Source organism: Daejeonella sp., from assembly GCF_049655485.1.
In the GTDB taxonomy this organism is placed as follows: Bacteria; Bacteroidota; Bacteroidia; order Sphingobacteriales; family Sphingobacteriaceae; genus Daejeonella.
Window position 1 is genome coordinate 37,293 of record NZ_JBASJU010000178.1, and the last position, 17,194, is coordinate 54,486.

General features: G+C 40.0%; 17 protein-coding genes. 1 reads left to right on the forward strand and 16 read right to left on the reverse strand.

The window, feature by feature from the left end; genetic code table 11:
- Nucleotides 1–35: 35 nt before the first annotated feature.
- The 3 genes from WBJ10_RS07450 to WBJ10_RS07460 form a co-directional block, all read right to left on the reverse strand.
- A complete protein-coding gene (locus tag WBJ10_RS07450) occupies nucleotides 36–821 on the reverse strand; it encodes a succinate dehydrogenase cytochrome b subunit (protein WP_424288887.1) in 786 nt (261 codons plus the stop codon).
- A 134-nt stretch (nucleotides 822–955) separates the two neighbouring features.
- Nucleotides 956–1,612, reverse strand: coding sequence for a ligase-associated DNA damage response endonuclease PdeM (pdeM, locus tag WBJ10_RS07455; RefSeq protein ID WP_424288888.1), 657 nt, complete (start codon nucleotides 1,610–1,612; stop codon nucleotides 956–958).
- A 69-nt stretch (nucleotides 1,613–1,681) separates the two neighbouring features.
- Nucleotides 1,682–3,190, reverse strand: coding sequence for a Do family serine endopeptidase (locus WBJ10_RS07460; RefSeq protein WP_424288889.1), 1,509 nt, complete (start codon nucleotides 3,188–3,190; stop codon nucleotides 1,682–1,684).
- Between the two features lie 394 nt (nucleotides 3,191–3,584).
- Here WBJ10_RS07460 and WBJ10_RS07465 point away from each other — a divergent pair, with 394 nt between their 5' ends.
- Nucleotides 3,585–6,485, forward strand: coding sequence for an SNF2-related protein (locus tag WBJ10_RS07465; RefSeq protein WP_424288890.1), 2,901 nt, complete (start codon nucleotides 3,585–3,587; stop codon nucleotides 6,483–6,485).
- Nucleotides 6,486–6,606: 121 nt separating this feature from the next.
- Here the strand turns inward: WBJ10_RS07465 and WBJ10_RS07470 are convergent, their stop codons facing one another.
- The 13 genes from WBJ10_RS07470 to WBJ10_RS07530 form a co-directional block, all read right to left on the reverse strand.
- Nucleotides 6,607–7,212: a trimeric intracellular cation channel family protein gene (locus WBJ10_RS07470; protein WP_424288891.1), complete on the reverse strand. Its 606-nt coding sequence runs from the start codon at nucleotides 7,210–7,212 to the stop codon at nucleotides 6,607–6,609.
- 24 nt (nucleotides 7,213–7,236) lie between these two features.
- Nucleotides 7,237–7,872 (reverse strand): leucyl/phenylalanyl-tRNA--protein transferase, encoded by a 636-nt coding sequence (gene aat, locus WBJ10_RS07475; protein ID WP_424288892.1) that lies wholly within the window; start codon nucleotides 7,870–7,872, stop codon nucleotides 7,237–7,239.
- Between the two features lie 47 nt (nucleotides 7,873–7,919).
- Complete coding sequence (locus WBJ10_RS07480; protein WP_424288893.1) at nucleotides 7,920–8,609, reverse strand: energy transducer TonB family protein; 690 nt, start codon at nucleotides 8,607–8,609, stop codon at nucleotides 7,920–7,922.
- 28 nt (nucleotides 8,610–8,637) lie between these two features.
- Nucleotides 8,638–9,342, reverse strand: coding sequence for a peptidoglycan DD-metalloendopeptidase family protein (locus tag WBJ10_RS07485; RefSeq protein WP_424288894.1), 705 nt, complete (start codon nucleotides 9,340–9,342; stop codon nucleotides 8,638–8,640).
- Nucleotides 9,339–9,968 carry a PAQR family membrane homeostasis protein TrhA gene (trhA, locus tag WBJ10_RS07490; RefSeq protein WP_424288895.1) on the reverse strand — a complete coding sequence of 210 codons (630 nt, stop codon included), beginning with the start codon at nucleotides 9,966–9,968 and terminating at the stop codon, nucleotides 9,339–9,341. Before trhA ends, WBJ10_RS07485 begins: the two co-directional genes overlap by 4 nt.
- The gene (gene rbfA / locus WBJ10_RS07495) at nucleotides 9,965–10,348 is read right to left on the reverse strand and encodes a 30S ribosome-binding factor RbfA (RefSeq protein ID WP_424288896.1); all 384 of its coding nucleotides are present in this window, start codon (nucleotides 10,346–10,348) and stop codon (nucleotides 9,965–9,967) included. The genes trhA and rbfA overlap by 4 nt, the downstream gene beginning before the upstream one ends.
- Nucleotides 10,349–10,415: 67 nt before the next feature.
- Entirely contained in the window at nucleotides 10,416–11,603 is a 1,188-nt protein-coding gene (gene hflX, locus WBJ10_RS07500; protein ID WP_424288897.1) for a GTPase HflX, read from the reverse strand.
- A gap of 35 nt (nucleotides 11,604–11,638) precedes the next feature.
- Complete coding sequence (gene trpC, locus WBJ10_RS07505; protein ID WP_424288898.1) at nucleotides 11,639–12,442, reverse strand: indole-3-glycerol phosphate synthase TrpC; 804 nt, start codon at nucleotides 12,440–12,442, stop codon at nucleotides 11,639–11,641.
- 22 nt (nucleotides 12,443–12,464) lie between these two features.
- Complete coding sequence (locus WBJ10_RS07510; protein ID WP_424288899.1) at nucleotides 12,465–13,028, reverse strand: anthranilate synthase component II; 564 nt, start codon at nucleotides 13,026–13,028, stop codon at nucleotides 12,465–12,467.
- An 80-nt stretch (nucleotides 13,029–13,108) separates the two neighbouring features.
- Nucleotides 13,109–14,518, reverse strand: coding sequence for an anthranilate synthase component I family protein (locus tag WBJ10_RS07515; protein WP_424288900.1), 1,410 nt, complete (start codon nucleotides 14,516–14,518; stop codon nucleotides 13,109–13,111).
- Nucleotides 14,519–14,856: 338 nt separating this feature from the next.
- Nucleotides 14,857–15,309 (reverse strand): cytochrome B, encoded by a 453-nt coding sequence (locus WBJ10_RS07520; RefSeq protein WP_424288901.1) that lies wholly within the window; start codon nucleotides 15,307–15,309, stop codon nucleotides 14,857–14,859.
- Between the two features lie 57 nt (nucleotides 15,310–15,366).
- Nucleotides 15,367–16,374 carry a hypothetical protein gene (locus WBJ10_RS07525; protein ID WP_424288902.1) on the reverse strand — a complete coding sequence of 336 codons (1,008 nt, stop codon included), beginning with the start codon at nucleotides 16,372–16,374 and terminating at the stop codon, nucleotides 15,367–15,369.
- A gap of 164 nt (nucleotides 16,375–16,538) precedes the next feature.
- On the reverse strand, nucleotides 16,539–16,910 hold the full coding sequence (locus WBJ10_RS07530) for a response regulator (protein WP_424288903.1): 372 nt from the start codon (nucleotides 16,908–16,910) through the stop codon (nucleotides 16,539–16,541).
- Nucleotides 16,911–17,194 lie beyond the last annotated feature (284 nt).

Consider the following 17,194-nt stretch of genomic DNA (forward strand, 5'->3'; position numbering starts at 1 on the left):
TTTATTTTAATCTGATTTCTCAGAAAATGTAAATCTTATTTAAAAAAGTAAAAGTAAACTGGCATAGCGGCAAATAATACCGGTATCAATACACCGAAAATCCATACACCCAAAAATCTTATGATCGGGATGTATTTCTTGTTATCCCAGCCAATTGTCTGAAATGCACTTCTGAATCCATGTATGAGATGGAAAGCCAGCGCCGCCATAGAAATGACATACAGCAATACGTACCACCATGTTTTGAAGGAAAGTGCAACGACTTTATATAGATCCTTAGATACGATCACCTGTTTGCCAGCTTGCGTATCTACATAATCCGAATGAACCAGTCTTTTCGCATCCCATGGTAATTCTGAAACTGTAATATCACTTGGATTATCTAAACTGATTTCATATTTGGCGTAAGGTAATTCGGCATTATGATATTTCCACCAGAAATTACTCATATGTACTACTATAAATACCAAAAGTATTGTGCCGAGAATACCCATATTTCGGGAGGTCCATGGGCTGTTCTGACTGCCTGCCTGCACTGCATAGCCTATCGGTCGTGCTTTTTTATTATTTAATGTAATTACCAGTGCATATACTGCGTGTAATATGATGGATGCGTACAACAAATAAGAAACAACCTTGATAGGAACAAAGTGTGTCATAAAGTATGCGTACGCGTTGAAAGCCTGGCCTGAATCGTCCTTAAATAATTGAAGGTTCCCAACTAAATGTACGATCAGGAAAGTGCAGAGAAAAAGGCCTGTGGCGGCCATTATCAGTTTTTTTCCCAATGAGGATGAGAACGTTTTTGCGAAATTGCTCATTACCTAGTGCTGTTATAATAATTTGGAAGCAAATTTATCATTATATGATAAAAAACTCGCTTAGACAACAGTTATAGTGCTGGTTTTTATTTATTTAGAATCGATCTAAGTCTTTGATTCAAATGGCCTTCAGATTAGAAGCTCACGACTTTGTTTTTCGCTATTGCGAAAACCCTGTCACCTTTAATACTCTTTACACATACCTTTCCGGTGAATTTTCCGAAAGCTGGGATGATTGCTTGCCTGGCTCCGAAGTGGAAACAAGGTAATGTGAGTAACTGACGCGCTCCGCCTTTTAGTGTAACTCCAGGGTGAATATGCCCGCAGATAACATAGGCGTCGTTCGCTTGCTCTATGGCTTTTAAAGGTTCATGTGAGAACAAAAAAGGTTCAATCACTAACGTATTATGTAATGTAAAATTTAGGTCACTGTAAAATTTCTTACTGAGGATATCGTGATTTCCCAAAACTAGGATCATATCTATTTCCTTAAACATTGATCGCCACATCACTAACCAATCCCAGTCATTATTCATTTCACTGTGAAAAAGATCCCCGAGAAAAATGATTTGCAGGGGCTTATATTCATAGATCAAGTCAGAAATGAGAGCAAGATCATCCTGTTCCATTTGCTTTGGGATTCCTATACCAGCTTTTCGAAAATGCCCAACCTTTCCAAGATGAATATCTGCAATAATCAAGGTTTGTTCTTCAACCCAGAAAAGAGCTTTCTCGGGCAACAGCAAAAGCGTTTGTTGTAAAAATTCGAAAGAGAGAGGTGGAAAAATCATTTTGGCAAAAATACAAAAGCCTCCCCGAGCGGGAAGGCTTTATATTACATTTTATCTATTTTACAGCATTTACCTTCGTATTGGAAACTGATATCGCATCGAGCTTCCATCAGGAGTAAACCCACTAATAGTAACCATATTATTTCGGCTTGCAGTTATAGCTTTTTCTATATCATTTGTATTATTAACTGGCTGATCGTTAACTGTGGTAATAACGGTTCCTTGTGCAACTTCAATCTGGTCGAAATAACCTCCCTGCTGGACAGCAGTGACAATTACACCAGAGGTAATGCGGTACTTTTTCTTAAGGACATCGCTCACAGGTGCGAAAGCGGCTCCCAGGTTTTTCGTCACTACACTTGCACTTCTCGGTTCATTCGTCTTGATAGACTCTTCACCTTTTAGGGTAATACTTTTTGCGTATTCTTTACCATCCCTAAGATAGGTAAGCTGAACTTTATCACCAGGCCCGAGGCGGCCAATGCGCTCCTGAAGATCCGAAGGGTTATAAATTTTGTTACCCTCAACCTTAGTAATAATATCACCCTCTTTCAAACCTGCCTGAGCGGCACCACCATTAGGTACTACGCCATTTACGTATAGACCATTAATTTCGTCGACACCAAAGCGTTTCGCCTGCTCAGCGTCAAGCCCGGTGAAATTAACACCTATAAATCCTCTCCGAACTTCTCCAAAAGCTTTAAAATCATCTAAAACTTTTTTTGCAAGATTAATTGGAATAGCAAAGCCATACCCTTCATAGCTACCGCTCTGAGAAGCAATAGCGGCATTTACTCCGATCAGCTCACCTCGTGTATTTACTAGGGCACCACCGCTATTACCGCGGTTAATTGCGGCATCTGTTTGTATAAATGACTCTATGGCAGTTCGTGCTTGGGGCTCTCCATTTTCCGAAGGTTGTGCATTATCCAGAATTCCTATTTGTCTTCCTTTCGCACTGACAATACCAGCAGTTACTGTGGTATTCAAAGCAAAGGGATACCCAACTGCTAGCACCCATTCACCAATCCGGACATCATCCGAATTACCTAATTTCACGATTGGATAACCAGATCCTTCGATTTTTATTAGGGCAAGGTCTGTATTGGCATCACGTCCAATTACTTTTGCAACCAATGATCGTTTGTCCGGAAGAATAACATCTATTTTATCAGCATTATCCACCACGTGATTATTGGTGACAATATATCCGTCGGTAGAAATAATAACCCCTGACCCTGAACCCATTGCCGGTCCTCGGGAACGGCGACCGCCACCACCACCGAAGAAATCTTCAAACATATCCTGCATCTGGTCGCGCCCTGCACTTGCACCTGGATTATTATAAGTCGTCTTGATATGCACAACTGCAGGAGTAACAGCTGCAGCGGCCTGAGTAAAATCTAAATCACCGGTAGAAGAATTGATCGCCGGCATCGGGTTATTTGTGAAGTGTACCTTTTGCTGTTCTTCAAACGACATACTGTCCTGGTACTTATCCTCAATGAGCTTGTATGAGCCTACAGCAACTGCCCCCCCCAGACATGCTGCTAAAAATGTAACACCTATCTTCTTCATATTTATAAAATTACTATTTATGTTCCTATTCATCTATAAAAGACTGTTCAAAATTAATACCATTAAAACGCAGTTCGAAGAAAAGATGTATAGAATTAATGTTAAATAATGTTAAATATATTCCATTGTAATAGTGATGATTACGTGTCAAGGATATTTAAAAGAAAGATAAAACGATTATCTAAAATTAGATCAGGAAATCTGGTGTTAAGGAAATTAGATTAAGCTCCCTGACAGGTCATAGTGCTCATTGTGTCAAAATTTCATGAGTGAAACTGCCAACTAATGAGACTAAAGGATTAAGTTTTTAATTATTAAGTTGAATAACGCTTAAATTCTATTTAGATTTAGAATTTTTTAGAGCTCAACTTGCTTAAATTTTGTCGCACTACCTATGTTACGAGTTGACAGCAGTAAACCCTGTAAGATTGTATACTCCATTTGCAAACACGATTTCCTCGGATTCCTGATTGAGCCTCATATCGTCCAATTAAATTCGGACGGAGGATTCTCCTTAACGTATCAACGAATTTTTAGCACTACAGCAATTGAATTTTCTTCGGTACTCGATGAGACTGATTATGCCCTTATTAAATTACTGGAAGAAACTGAACAAGGCCATATAATCAAACGCCACCACAAAAAGGCAATCAGGCCTCTTGAATACTTCAGTACTATCTTTAACGAAACACTCTTTGACACACTAAGGCCTAAAATCGAGAAAAGGCTGATTGCCGCACTTAAAATGCTTTCCGGCAGGGATCTCTATTTAATGAGTAAGGAGGGGTGGCCAGTGGAAAGGAAAATAACTATTGCTCAGGAACCCGCTTCAGTGTTATTTCATTTTAGGAGGGGAGCAACGGAGACGCGATACTTCCCAACAATCAAATTTCAGGGCCTCCGAATTGAATTTATGTTCAAGGATGCGCAGATTATTTGCAATCAACCTGCCTGGCTACTGCTCGAAGATGTGTTATATTATTTTGATGAGGACTTAGAAGGCAAAAAATTGCAACCGTTCTTAAACAAGCGCTTTATTTCAATCCCGAAGTCGTCTGAGAAAACATATTTTGAAAAGTTCGTAGCCCCCCTTATCGAAAAGCATCCTGTGTATGCCGAAGGCTTTGAGATACGAAATGAAAAATTTGAGGCAACTCCTGTTCTTAAGTTATTGTATGTAGATAGTGAAAGGCCACAGCTTCAGCTATATTTTAGATATGGCAGCTACATTTTTCCTGCCGGAAGCGACCGTAGGATTACTGTAAGAATGGAAAAAAAAGAAAACAACTACATCTTCCACAGAATTAAACGATCATTAAGTTGGGAAAAAAACAAGTTCTCTATATTACAGGAACTCGGACTGAAGTCGACAGGTTCTCTGTTTCTTAGCGTTTTCACAACAAATCCGGCAAACCCTGAAGAGGAGGATTCTCCATTTAGTGTAATCAACTGGTTAAACGAACATCACGATAAGCTCGAAGCTCAAGGGTTTACCTTTGAACAAAGTGATGGTGAAAAGAGGTTTGTAATAGGACGAAGTAAAATCGATCTTCAGATTAGAGAGAATAATGATTGGTTTGATATCCATGCAATTGTTCATTTCGGGCCATATCAAATACCGTTCATAGACTTGAAAAACCACATATTAAATAAAATTCGGGAGTTTAAGTTGCCTTCGGGAGAAATTGCTGTAATCCCTGACCATTGGTTTGCACAATACAGCAACCTTCTTCAATTTACCGAGGGTTCCAGGAATCTGAAATTAAAAAAACATCACATTGGTCTGGTTAATGACTTCGCAAATAGCGAATTAGCGACTGTGAGCATGGACAGGAAGCTCCAAAAACTTTCAGAATTTGAGGAAATCGAAGATTTTGACACCCCCAGATCCTTTAACGGAGTTTTGCGTCCTTATCAGAAAGCGGGTTACAATTGGTTCCACTTTCTACGGAAATATAATTTTGGAGGATGCCTTGCCGACGATATGGGCTTAGGGAAGACAGTTCAGACACTTGCGCTACTCCAAAAAATTAAAGAAGAAAATCAAGACGAAGGAATTCACACCACATCTCTGATCGTCATGCCGACATCATTGGTTTATAACTGGTTGAATGAAGCAAAAAAGTTCGCACCTAAGCTGAAAATACATTCTCATACCGGGAGCTTTCGCAATAAAGAAGTGGAAATTTTTTCAAACTACGATGTTGTTTTCACTACATATGGCATCACGCGAGTAGATATTGAAATCTTAAAAACGCTTTATTTCAACTACATAATCCTCGACGAAAGTCAAAATATAAAGAACCCTGCCTCCAAATCGTTTAAAGCCGTAAAAGCTCTCAAATCAAAGAACAAGCTTATTCTAAGCGGAACCCCCGTAGAAAATACGGTGAACGACTTATGGACGCAGATGTCTTTCATCAATCCGGGTTTGCTTGGAAATCAGCATTTTTTCTATACCGATTTTGTAGTACCAATTGAAAAGAAAAAAGATGAAGAAAAGGCTTCGAAATTGCAGGCATTGATCAAGCCATTCGTGTTGAGACGGACCAAAGCCCAGGTAGCAACTGAACTGCCAGCTAAAACTGAAAACCTTTTCTATTGCCAGATGAGTGAGGACCAGAAAGAGTATTACGAAAAAATAAAATCGGAATATAGAAATGCCCTGCTTGTAAACATGGAAAATGGAACTTTCAAACGTTCTCAAATCCAGGTATTACAAGGCCTTACAAAGTTGAGACAGATTGCCAATCATCCTTTAATGATAGATGAAGGATATGAAGGCGATTCAGGAAAATTCGAAAGTGTTATTCACACCCTTGAAAGTGTTTTGTCGCGCGGCCACAAAGTATTAGTGTTCTCTCAATTTGTGAAACAGCTTGATATTTACAGAAGGTATTTCAACGACCAGAATGTACCGTTTGCCTACCTCGATGGAGCTACTTCAAAACGTGGCGAAGTTGTTAAGGAGTTCCAGGCTAATAAGGATATAAAACTATTCCTCATTTCAATTAAAGCAGGCGGTGTAGGATTAAATCTAACGGAAGCCGACTATGTCTTCATACTCGACCCATGGTGGAACCCAGCAGTTGAACAGCAAGCAATAGACAGGACACACCGCATCGGGCAGAATAAGAACGTTTTTATTTATAAATTCATCACAAAAGACACAGTCGAAGAAAAGATTCTTGCACTTCAGAATAGAAAGCGGAAAGTTGCTGAATCCCTGATCACCACCGAAGAAAGTTTCGTGAAATCGTTAACTGCGAAGGATATTGCAGATATATTAAATTAGATGGTTAGTGGTCAATTGGTTAGTGGTTAGAAAGGGGGTTGGACGGATTAGCATTTTTTCTAATCACTAATTAGTAGCTGCTAATTACTAGCCACTAATTTCTAGCTCTTATTGCTGGTCCTTACCTGGATTTGGGTAGTGTCAAATGATATTTAACCGATATCACACGGATGAAAATTATAATAAAGACACTTACAAAAGAATTGATATTATCATCAACTTTGAGGGCTTTCAACGCTACGAAAACTGCAGCACCCGATAAGCAGGCAGTCGCATAAATTTCTTTTTTGAAGATAAGGGGAATCTCGTTTATTAGGGTATCTCTTATTACTCCACCCATTACAGCCGAAAACATCCCCATAATAATAGCAGCAAGAGGGGACACTCCAAACTCAAGCGACTTTTGGACACCGACTACTGTGTACAGAGCTATCCCAATGGTATCAAATAAGAAAAATGTCCGGCGGAATTTGATAATGTAATATTTGAATGCAATCGCAAATACCACTCCGACAGTTATGGCGATCAGGTAATTTCCGTCGACTACCCAGGTAGGCCTGACCCCAAGAATCATATCTCGCAAAGTACCACCACCAACAGCTGTAACGAAGCTTGTAAAGGTTACGCCGAAAATGTCCTTGTACATGTTTTTATCCGAGGCGGCAAGTGCGCCCGATATCGCAAATACTAGTGTACCCAAAAGGTCGATGTAATAGGGTAACTGCATGGGTTTGGTTTTGCAGTTAATTTATTACTTTTTATTCAAAAAAATCGAATACTCTGATCTGCTTATCATCTCAGCACCCAAGCTTTCAAGATGTGTGGTGTGGAACTGACAATCGATCATTAGAAGGCCGGGAATGCTACAAAGAAAATTCACTGCTGCTTTAGATGCATTGCTGACTTTGCTGAACATACTTTCCCCGCAAAACACATTATTAACCATAATTCCATAGAGACCGCCAGCAAGGATATCCTTTTCCCAAACTTCAACAGAATGTGCATGACCTAATTCATGTAATTCGATATAAGCTTTTTTCATGTCCGGATTTATCCAGGTGCCGATTTCGCCATGACGGGGTATGTTTGAACACGCTTCAATGACATCCTCAAAAGCATTATCATAGGTAATTTTGAATTGTCCACTATTAATCACTTTTCTCATTGAGTTTGAAACTTTGAACTTAGCCGGAAACAATACAAAGCGATCGTGAGGCGAATACCAAAGTATGGGACTTTCTTCAGAATACCAGGGAAATATTCCATGATGGTAAGCCAGCATCAGACGCGCCGGGGACAAGTCTCCACCTACAGCAAGTAATCCATCGTCTTCAGCTAATTCTGGCTGAGGAAACCAGATTTCAGTGTCGGATAATTGATAAAACATATTCGGTTACCTTGAATTATCCGAGAATTATCAGCTTCATCTTGAAACTATCTACAATTTAAGTCGATCAAAGCCGAAGACTTATTGCTTCCGAGCCGGCGAATCATATCGGCATCTTCACAAGCTCCTTCATAATCACCTTGCTTTAATTTTCGCTGTGCCTGTTTTAAAAGTCGATCGATGAATTTCTCATCGTAACCGAGCTGAGCTTTGAGGGCTAAAATTCTGGCTTCATCTGCCAGGTCATATATACCGGACTCCTTTTTTTCATAAAAATTAAAAACAGCGTTGCTTAAACCAAGTCTTGCATGGTAAGCATTTATTGCCGCGTTAATCTCGTCTTTAGAACGCTGTTCACATTTAAAATCACGAAGGGAAAAGTTTACGGGTAGTACGAGCGAGATTAAGGTGTCGTGCTTAGCGGGCACAATCCATTTCCCGGAAGTTAGACGTACAATACGTAAAGCTTCCTGGTCGAGATCTATTCCATACCCTTTCTGCACCTTCGAATCGTAAATCTTTCCTTCGTTGTCAAGTTTAAAACTTACCTGAATAGTTCCCTGCAAGCAATTTACTTTGGAAAAGTCGGGATAAATAAGGTTGTTATCTATAAAACTTTTAAGGTTTTTCTGTCCACCTTTAAATGTCGGTTGCTCCTGCGTAATCATTATTTGCCCAGGCAAATGGAAAAGCGCGGAGATAAAAAGCAGGAAATTGAGTATTAAATTAATATACATATCCTAATTTAACGTAAAATAGGCATAACTAATATTTGAATGTATTCTGAAGTAGAATTTTCGGATCCGGGCAATTTTTTAGGTAAGCGTCCTTTTCAGAAAATCGGCACACTCCAGGATAGTCACCCTCCATCCCCTGCATGTCAAATATCAGTTGAAAATGAAGATGGGGAGGCCAATGCCCATTTTCCAAAATTTTGCCAAATTCGGCTATTTTTTCCCCTCTAGTGATGGGAGTATCTTTTTCAAGGTTCTTGATACTAGCTAAATTTAAGTGTCCGTAGAGGGTATGGAAAATTAAGCCTTCGATTTCATGTTTAAGGACAATCGTAGCGCCGTAATCTCCAAAATTATCGTTAAACCGGGAGCTGTGAACCCGTCCGTCGAGCGGAGCAAATATGGGCGTACCTTCAGGCCCCCAAATATCAACACCTAAATGTAACCGGCGGGGCTCTTCCACCTTATCAAATAATTCACTCCGCGAATAAATAGTGCGGTGTTCATCATAACCTCCAATCCCATACCGGCAATTTTCTTTAAGTAAAGTTAGCCTTACCCATTCCGAAAACGCCTCTGTATCCCCTAATATTGATGGGTCCAATTCGGTGTTTGTCGCCGTGAAATTAAAATCGAATAGTTTATCTGACGATTTATCAAATTGTACTAAAGGTGATATATCTTCCTGATGCACATCGAAATATCTTTTCAACTGCATTGATAGTTCTGCGCTCATGCAAACAAATAGAAATAGTTATAAACATAATGGGAAAGGGCACCGGCAACAACGAAAAGATGCCAGATTTCATGGCTATGCAAAAGTTTTCCCATGGGCTTATCCTTATAATAAAAGAACGTGCCGCCCACATAAAATAATCCTCCTAACAACATCCATGCTATTGCTGAAGATGGCAACTTTTCTGACATTTCACTGAGTAGTGGTATAATAAGAGCCCCCATAGTGATATAGATTGCGAGTGAAAGCACTGTGTTTTTGAGTCGGTTGAATATTTTTAACAAACAACCTGCAATGGCAATAGTCCAGATCATTGCAAAAAGCGACCAGCGTATATATCCGTCAAAAACTAATAAAGCTGTTGGTGTGTAGGAGCCTGCTATCATCAAATAAATGCAACAGTGATCGAATTTTTGCCAAAAACGAATTTCTTTTTCAGTTACCGGATAGCCATGATAGGTTGAACTGATCCCGAAAAGAACGAATGTACAGATACCGTAAATCCATGCCGCTGTCTGTTGCGCTTGTGTATCGGCACGCATTAGTAGCATGAAAGTCCCTGGTATGGCAAGTATTGCCGGGATAACGTGAGTATAAAAATTTATGGGCTCGCGAATAATCCTCATTCCGCTTGGTCTTCCTGCTCTGGCTGACGAGGTTCTTTACTAATCTTATCGAATATTTTATCCATTCGCTCCACATACTCGCTGGTATCATCAACAAAAAACTCAAGCTGCGGAACTATCCGGGCCTGATCCTTTATCCGGCTTCCAAGCTTATAGCGGATTTCTCCAGCGTGAGCTTTGATCGTATTAAGCGACAGGGTATTATTAGTACTATTGAAAAAACTCAAATAAACCCGGGCAATGGCCAGATCTGAGGTTACCCTCACCTTAGTAATAGTAACCATTACATTAGGAAGCAAATTCGCTCCCTCGCGCTGAAATATCTCAGCAAGGTCTTTCTGTATTACTCCGGCAAATTTCTGTTGGCGTTTTGATTCCATATTAATGTAGGCTCTAGTAAAAATCTAAAATATTCTCAGAAACAGAATCAAAGATTTTTGATCGGTATTAGTATAACAATTTGTCGTACGGGTAACGGACTTTATGAATGGCTTTCACCTTTTCATAAAGCAGTGACCTGAACTCCTCAATATTCTCTTTATTTAGTGCTGAAATAAAAATTGCTGGCGTCCTATTCTTATTCATCCAGCTATTTTTAAAATCAGATAAAGTCAATGGCGGATGTTCTTCCTGAGGATCGAAATCTGCCGGCACATAGGCATCGATTTTATTAAAGACCATTATGATCTCCTTATCAATTGCACCCATCTCCTTTAAAGTTTCATTAACAGTGTTGATCTGATCTTCAAAGTTTGGATGAGAAATATCAACTACGTGAATCAATATATCTGCTTCCCGAACTTCATCAAGGGTGGATTTAAAACATTCAATCAAATGGTGAGGCAGCTTTCTTATAAACCCTACGGTATCAGAAAGAAGAAATGGCAAATTTTCTATCACCACTTTCCTGACGGTCGTATCCAAGGTAGCGAACAACTTGTTCTCAGCAAACACCTCAGATTTCGAAATCATATTCATGATCGTAGATTTTCCAACGTTTGTATATCCGACAAGGGAAACCCTAACCAGCTGACTTCTGTTCTTACGCTGGGTCTCGTTTTGTTTGTCGATTTCCCTCAATCGCTCCTTTAAAAGCGATATTTTATTTAAGATTAAACGTCTGTCAGTTTCAATCTGGCTTTCTCCAGGCCCACGCATTCCAATACCGCCCTTTTGTCGTTCAAGGTGCGTCCATAAACGTGTTAGCCGGGGCAGTAAATACTGCAGTTGAGCTAATTCAACCTGAGTTTTTGCTTGGGAGGATTGCGCGCGTCTTGCAAAAATATCCAGAATTAAATTACTTCTATCAAGGATTTTTACCTGAAGCTCATTCTCAATATTTCTTAGTTGTGATGGAGACAATTCATCGTCAAAAACGACCATGTCGATTTCCTCAGATTTAACATACGCATTTATCTCCTCCAGTTTCCCTGTACCGACAAACGTGGCGCGGTCGGGCTTTTGCATCCTTTGGGTAAATGATTTATCGGTTTCGCCGCCTGCAGTGTCAACCAAAAAAGTCAGCTCATCTAAATATTCCCTTGTCTGCTCTTCCGTCTCTCCCGGCGTTATAATTCCTACTAAAACCGCTTTTTCCGGCTTTAAGGCTGTATCAAAAAATTTCTGTCTTGGCATTTAGTTTTTAACAAGTATTAAAGATAAGAGTTTGGTCAGAACCCGTTTACAAATTCCTGCATTGCCTTTCCCGGATCCGCCTGCTTCATAAAGTTTTCACCTATCAGGAAGCCATTATATCCGGCCGACCTCAGCCCGGTGATCGTTTTTGGGTCGCTTAAGCCGCTTTCCGAAACCTTTAAGAACTCATTAGGAATGTGTTCGACCAAATCGTAAGAGTGTTGAACGGTCACTTCAAAGTTTCCCAGGTTTCTGTTGTTTACTCCAACAGCGTCTAATTCGGGAAATAAACTTCGCTCCAGTTCTTCCAGGTTATGTACCTCCATCAAGACACTCATGCCTAAACTTTTAGCTAGCCTGGCAAATCTTTGGATTTCCGCAGGTTTAAGTATAGCGGCAATTAACAATATAATATCTGCCCCAAGCGCTTTTGCTTCTACAATCTGATATTCATCCAGTATAAATTCTTTCCTCAAAATTGGAATCTGGTTCCTTTTTCTTGCTTCGACCAAGTCACTCTTTCTACCCCCGAAAAAGCTTCTGTCTGTTAAGATGGACAGTGCAGAAGCCCCGGCAGCTGCATACGCTCTTGTTACTTCTTTGACAGTTACTTTATCATTGATGATCCCCTTTGAGGGTGATTTCCGCTTAAATTCAGCAATTACACCGGTAAGGGCCGGATTTAAAAGAGAATCGCGAAACGAATAACATTTCCGGAAAAAGTTATCAGATTCTTCAAGCCTTACAGTTGGTATCCTTAGCCGATCCGCTTCAATTTCAAGTCGCTTTTTAGCAACGATTTTTTCGAGGATATTTTTTTGCCCTTTTTCAGATGTCATGTTATCCTTTCGTTTATACTAGTTAACTAAGCCAGTTAGATATTAATAATTTCCCATGCTCCGTTAGCACGGATTCAGGGTGAAACTGTACACCCCTTACATCCAGTGTACGGTGTCTCAAGGCCATAATTACACCGTCAACATCGGTAGCTGTAATTGCGATTTCTGATGGTACATTATCATTTCTTACTGCCCATGAATGATATCGTCCAACTTTAAACTCAGATGGGCAATTTTGAAATAGCTTTTCTTCCGTGTCCAGTACATTGATTTGTGTAGCACGCCCATGTACCGGACGTGAAAGATTATATAACTCCCCGCCAAAGACTTCAGCTATCGCTTGAAGCCCCAGACAAATGCCCAGGATACTTTTACTTGATGAATAAGTACGTATCACATCCAACAATAATCCTGATTCGGAGGGAATTCCAGGGCCCGGAGATAAAAGAATCTTATCGAATGCATCTACATCCCGAAGTTCAAACTTATCATTCCGCCAAACAGTAGCCTCATGCCCAGTTTCATTTAGAAGATGTACCAGATTGAAGGTAAAGGAGTCGTAATTGTCGATTACTAGTATGTTCACTTTATGGTTGTTGATTGTTAGTTGTTGGTTGTTAGTTGTTGGTTGTTAGAATCTTGAAATTCGCAATTTTTAATTCTCAATTATATATCCTCCGCCAATTCCAGCGCTTTCCTCAAGGCCATTATTTTATTATTAACCTCATTTAATTCGCTTTGCGGATCCGAATCAGCAACGATTCCTGCTCCGGCCTGGTAATGCAGTACATTGTTTTGACTCAGAAACGACCGGATCATAATAGCATGATTAAAGTCGCCGTTAAATCCCATATACCCGATTGCTCCGCTATAAAACCCTCTTTTTTGTGTTTCGAATTTGTCGATCAATGTCATCGCCATATATTTAGGTGCTCCGCTAAGTGTGCCGGCTGGATATGTATCGCCGACAACATCGAATGGATCGACGGATTCCTGTAATTGTCCGGTAACTTTCGAAACCATGTGAATCAAATGGGAATAGTACTGAATTTCCTTAAATGACTTGACCTCCACTTTACTACAATGCCGGCTCAAATCATTTCGGGCCAGATCTACAAGCATTACATGTTCGGCATTCTCTTTAACATCCTGTTTTAAATTTTCGGCCAGTTCCGCATCTAAAACGGAATCACCAGTCCGTTTGAACGTGCCGGCGATGGGGTAAATAGTAGCTTCATTATTCTTAATGGTAAGCTGGGCTTCCGGTGAAGAGCCAAAAAGCTTAAAATCACCATAATCAAAATAAAAGAGGTATGGCGATGGATTAATGGATCGTAGAGCTCTATATACGTTAAATTCATCGCCTAGAAATGGTTTGGCAAATGCCCGGGAGGGCACGATTTGAAAAACGTCCCCGCGGAATATGTGCTTTTTAACCATTTCAACTGTTTCAATAAATTCCTTGTCCGTGAAGTTTGATACTTCTTCTCCATTTAGATTGAATTTGTATTCAGGGAAGTTCTTATTTTGAATAAGGTATTGTATTTTCTCAAGACTATCCGGCCTGTCTTTTTCTGTCCGGTGTTCAAGCAAGAACAATTCATTTTTAAAGTGATCAATAACAATTATATACCTGTATACGTGGTATTGCATTAAAGGTATATCTCTGCCAGGTGCATCTGCTGCGTGTAATTTTATATCCTCGAAATGCTCGATAGTTTCATAAGCGAAGTAACCGAAAAGCCCATTCGATATAAATTTAAAATCGTTGGTTGTTAAGGATTCAAACTGCTTCCTGAAATCGGAAACATGTCTCTTAAGGTCAAGGTCCGCAAGTGGATAATGATCTGTAGTCCCGTCAGGGAAATATGTTTCGAGTTTATCACCAGTTAACTTGATCCCTGCAATCGGATCGCAGCAAACATAACTCAGACTGTTCTCACGGCTATGATAGTCCGAGCTTTCAAGAAGGATGCTGTTTGGAAATACATCTCTAAGCCGAAGATAGATACTGACAGGTGTAGTAGTATCTGCAAGCAGCTTTTTGTACGATGTGTATAGTTTATAATTCTTCATATCTAATTCTCCATATCGCAAAGATATGTTCAGCCATAAAAAAACCCGACGGGTTGAAGCGTCGGGTTCATATTGTTTAGGTTTTGGTTGATTATAATTTTCTCAAAATACCTGTCCCGCGCGCCACTTATTAAAAGTGTACCACCAATTTCCAGTATTTTGTGTCATCTTCATCGGTGACAAAAATATAAAGAAATTTGATACTGCAAATCTTTTGAGAAGATATATTTCAATAAATAATTCCCATGGCTTTCACTTTTTACCATTATTCATCAATAGTTCAAAGGATCCAGGCGAACGAAATAAAAGATAAATTGTGGACCTATGGAAATACTTTATCAATTCCCAACGGTCATTCCCAACAATGGACGCGCACTTTGATAAATTGCCACCACTATTACCAGTAAAGCCAGACCGTAATACAATGCTATTGCCCGGTGTTTGTTTATCGCCAGCTCGCCTTTTTTGGAGCGCGCATGTCCAACAGTTATTAAAACGACGGCAAAGAGCATTAATACCCCGTGTTCCACGGTCCAGTAACGTGTTATTGTATTTTTCATAGCTTCACCCATGTTACCATACTGAACAAGGGGACTAACGAAATACAAAATTAAACCAGCTAAAAGTTGGGTGTGAGTAGCGATCAAAGTGAAAAGATTAATTTTCCTGTTCGTAGCTGAGTACTCTTTTTTGCCAAATAACGCCGTGATTGCCATAATGATTGCTATTGCAAGAAGCAACAGAACGATATAGCGTAAACCTGAATGAAGTCCTAGTAAGAAATTATACATAATCTGTGTTTTAGATCATCAAAGTAAAGAAAAAAGTATGAATTCAGCCATTAGAAATTATCTGGCGTCAAGATAGATCGCCTCGGGCGATGTGTTTAGAGTAACTGTTCGAAAAGGGCTGACATTACCATTATTCGAAAATTTAAAAACCTGGATCTTTTTATTAGCCTTTTCTGCTACGTAAATAAGGTCTTTTTCTGCACGGATGTCCCAGGCAACATCCACCGGGTTACCCAGCCCGGTATTAATACCAGAAATTATCCGCGTTGGTGATACTGCCGTTCCCATCGCGGCAAATTTTGCAAGTGCGGCCTCTATAACATAAATCTTCCCATCGCTCGTAGAGCCGCTTCCGGCTTCTTCCCCGATATCGCTTAATATAAGCGCGTCGCGCGAAGATGAATACGCTATTCCATGAAGCCTTATACCGCCTGTCACAGTTATCTTTTTGCTGGGCACAATTGTGCCGACAACTAGTGAGGATGCGTTTTCAAAAAGCTGAACCTGCGCACTACTGCGATCAATAACGACAAAAAGATTATCATTCTCCAAATGGATTCCCCAGGGCTGGCCGTTGAGTTTTAGTTTCTTGCTAGCTCTCGCGCTACTTTTAATAGTGTCTACCCCTTGATATACATAAATGGAGCTGTCTGTATTACTTGCAACATAAAGGGTCTTCCTTACCCTGTCGAAAGCAATTTCCCTTCCGCTTGTCAGGCCGTCGTCAATAAAAGAACCCTTATCAGCGAGCGAGCCATCCGTCTTAACTGTAAAGCTTTTTATATTTTTAGCCTGTCTGCTAACCTGGAATACCGTCCCGGAGAATGGATCGAATACAATCCCGTTCCCATCAGGCAGTTTTGTATCGTAACGGTCCGGGCTATCTAAAGTTGCACCGTCTGCAGGGTCAAAAATTAATGTGCTCATCACCGATGCATCAGTATCAGCATTGGATACATATAATCTGGAAACAGAACTTTGTGGTAAAGGTTCGTTGTCGTCTTTTGAGCATCCTAAAACACTAGTGATAGCAAGCAGAAAGAAAGCAAAAATTTGACGGTTCATAATTTACCTCAAAGGTAAGGGTTCGGATCTATAATATACGAAAGTCGAACAAGGAATAAAGAGCAAAGAAAAAAGACTCGCAGGAGGGCTTATCAAGGTTAAGAGTGTCCAAACATTTCCGCCACCTCTGATCCTTATTCTTTGCTCCTTGTTCCTTAATCCCTTTATGCTTTCGCTACGTTAAACGCCTTATTAACTACTTCTTCCAGCTCAGTGATGCTGAACGGCTTGGCCAAGGTGTAATCAGCTCCAGCATTTTCTGCCAGTTGATCAATATCCTGATTTGCCGTAAAGTATACAACCGGTATTGATTTGTGTACTGGGTGATTTTTAATAGTTTGGGTAGCTACAACTCCCCCATGGGTTGGGATTTTATTATCCATAAATATCAGGGAAGGTTGTAGTTCTTCAATTTTCTCGATTATGTTATCACAATCAGGTATGGTATAAACCTCCGCCAGGTTGCTGTCCACCAGGATGATCGCAACCACCTCTGAAATTGTTACATCGTCATCACAAATTAAAACACGTCTCATTATGCCTATTTTACTAGAGGCTAATATTACAACATTCAAGCCATATTTGGGATTTTTTTATTCTTATTCGAAAAAAATTTCTCGAAGCTTTTTAAACAAAATAAGCTCCTGATGGGCAGGAGCTTATTTGAACTAACCAATTATAAACCTGTTTAACAAGGTTTGCTGTAGGGGAAGGAGTCGAACCTTCACGAAGCAGTTATTTCCCTTTTACGGTATTTCCCAAATCTTCGCCACCGAGACGAGGAGGTGTGTCTGCCAAATTTCACCACCCTACAGTGTGT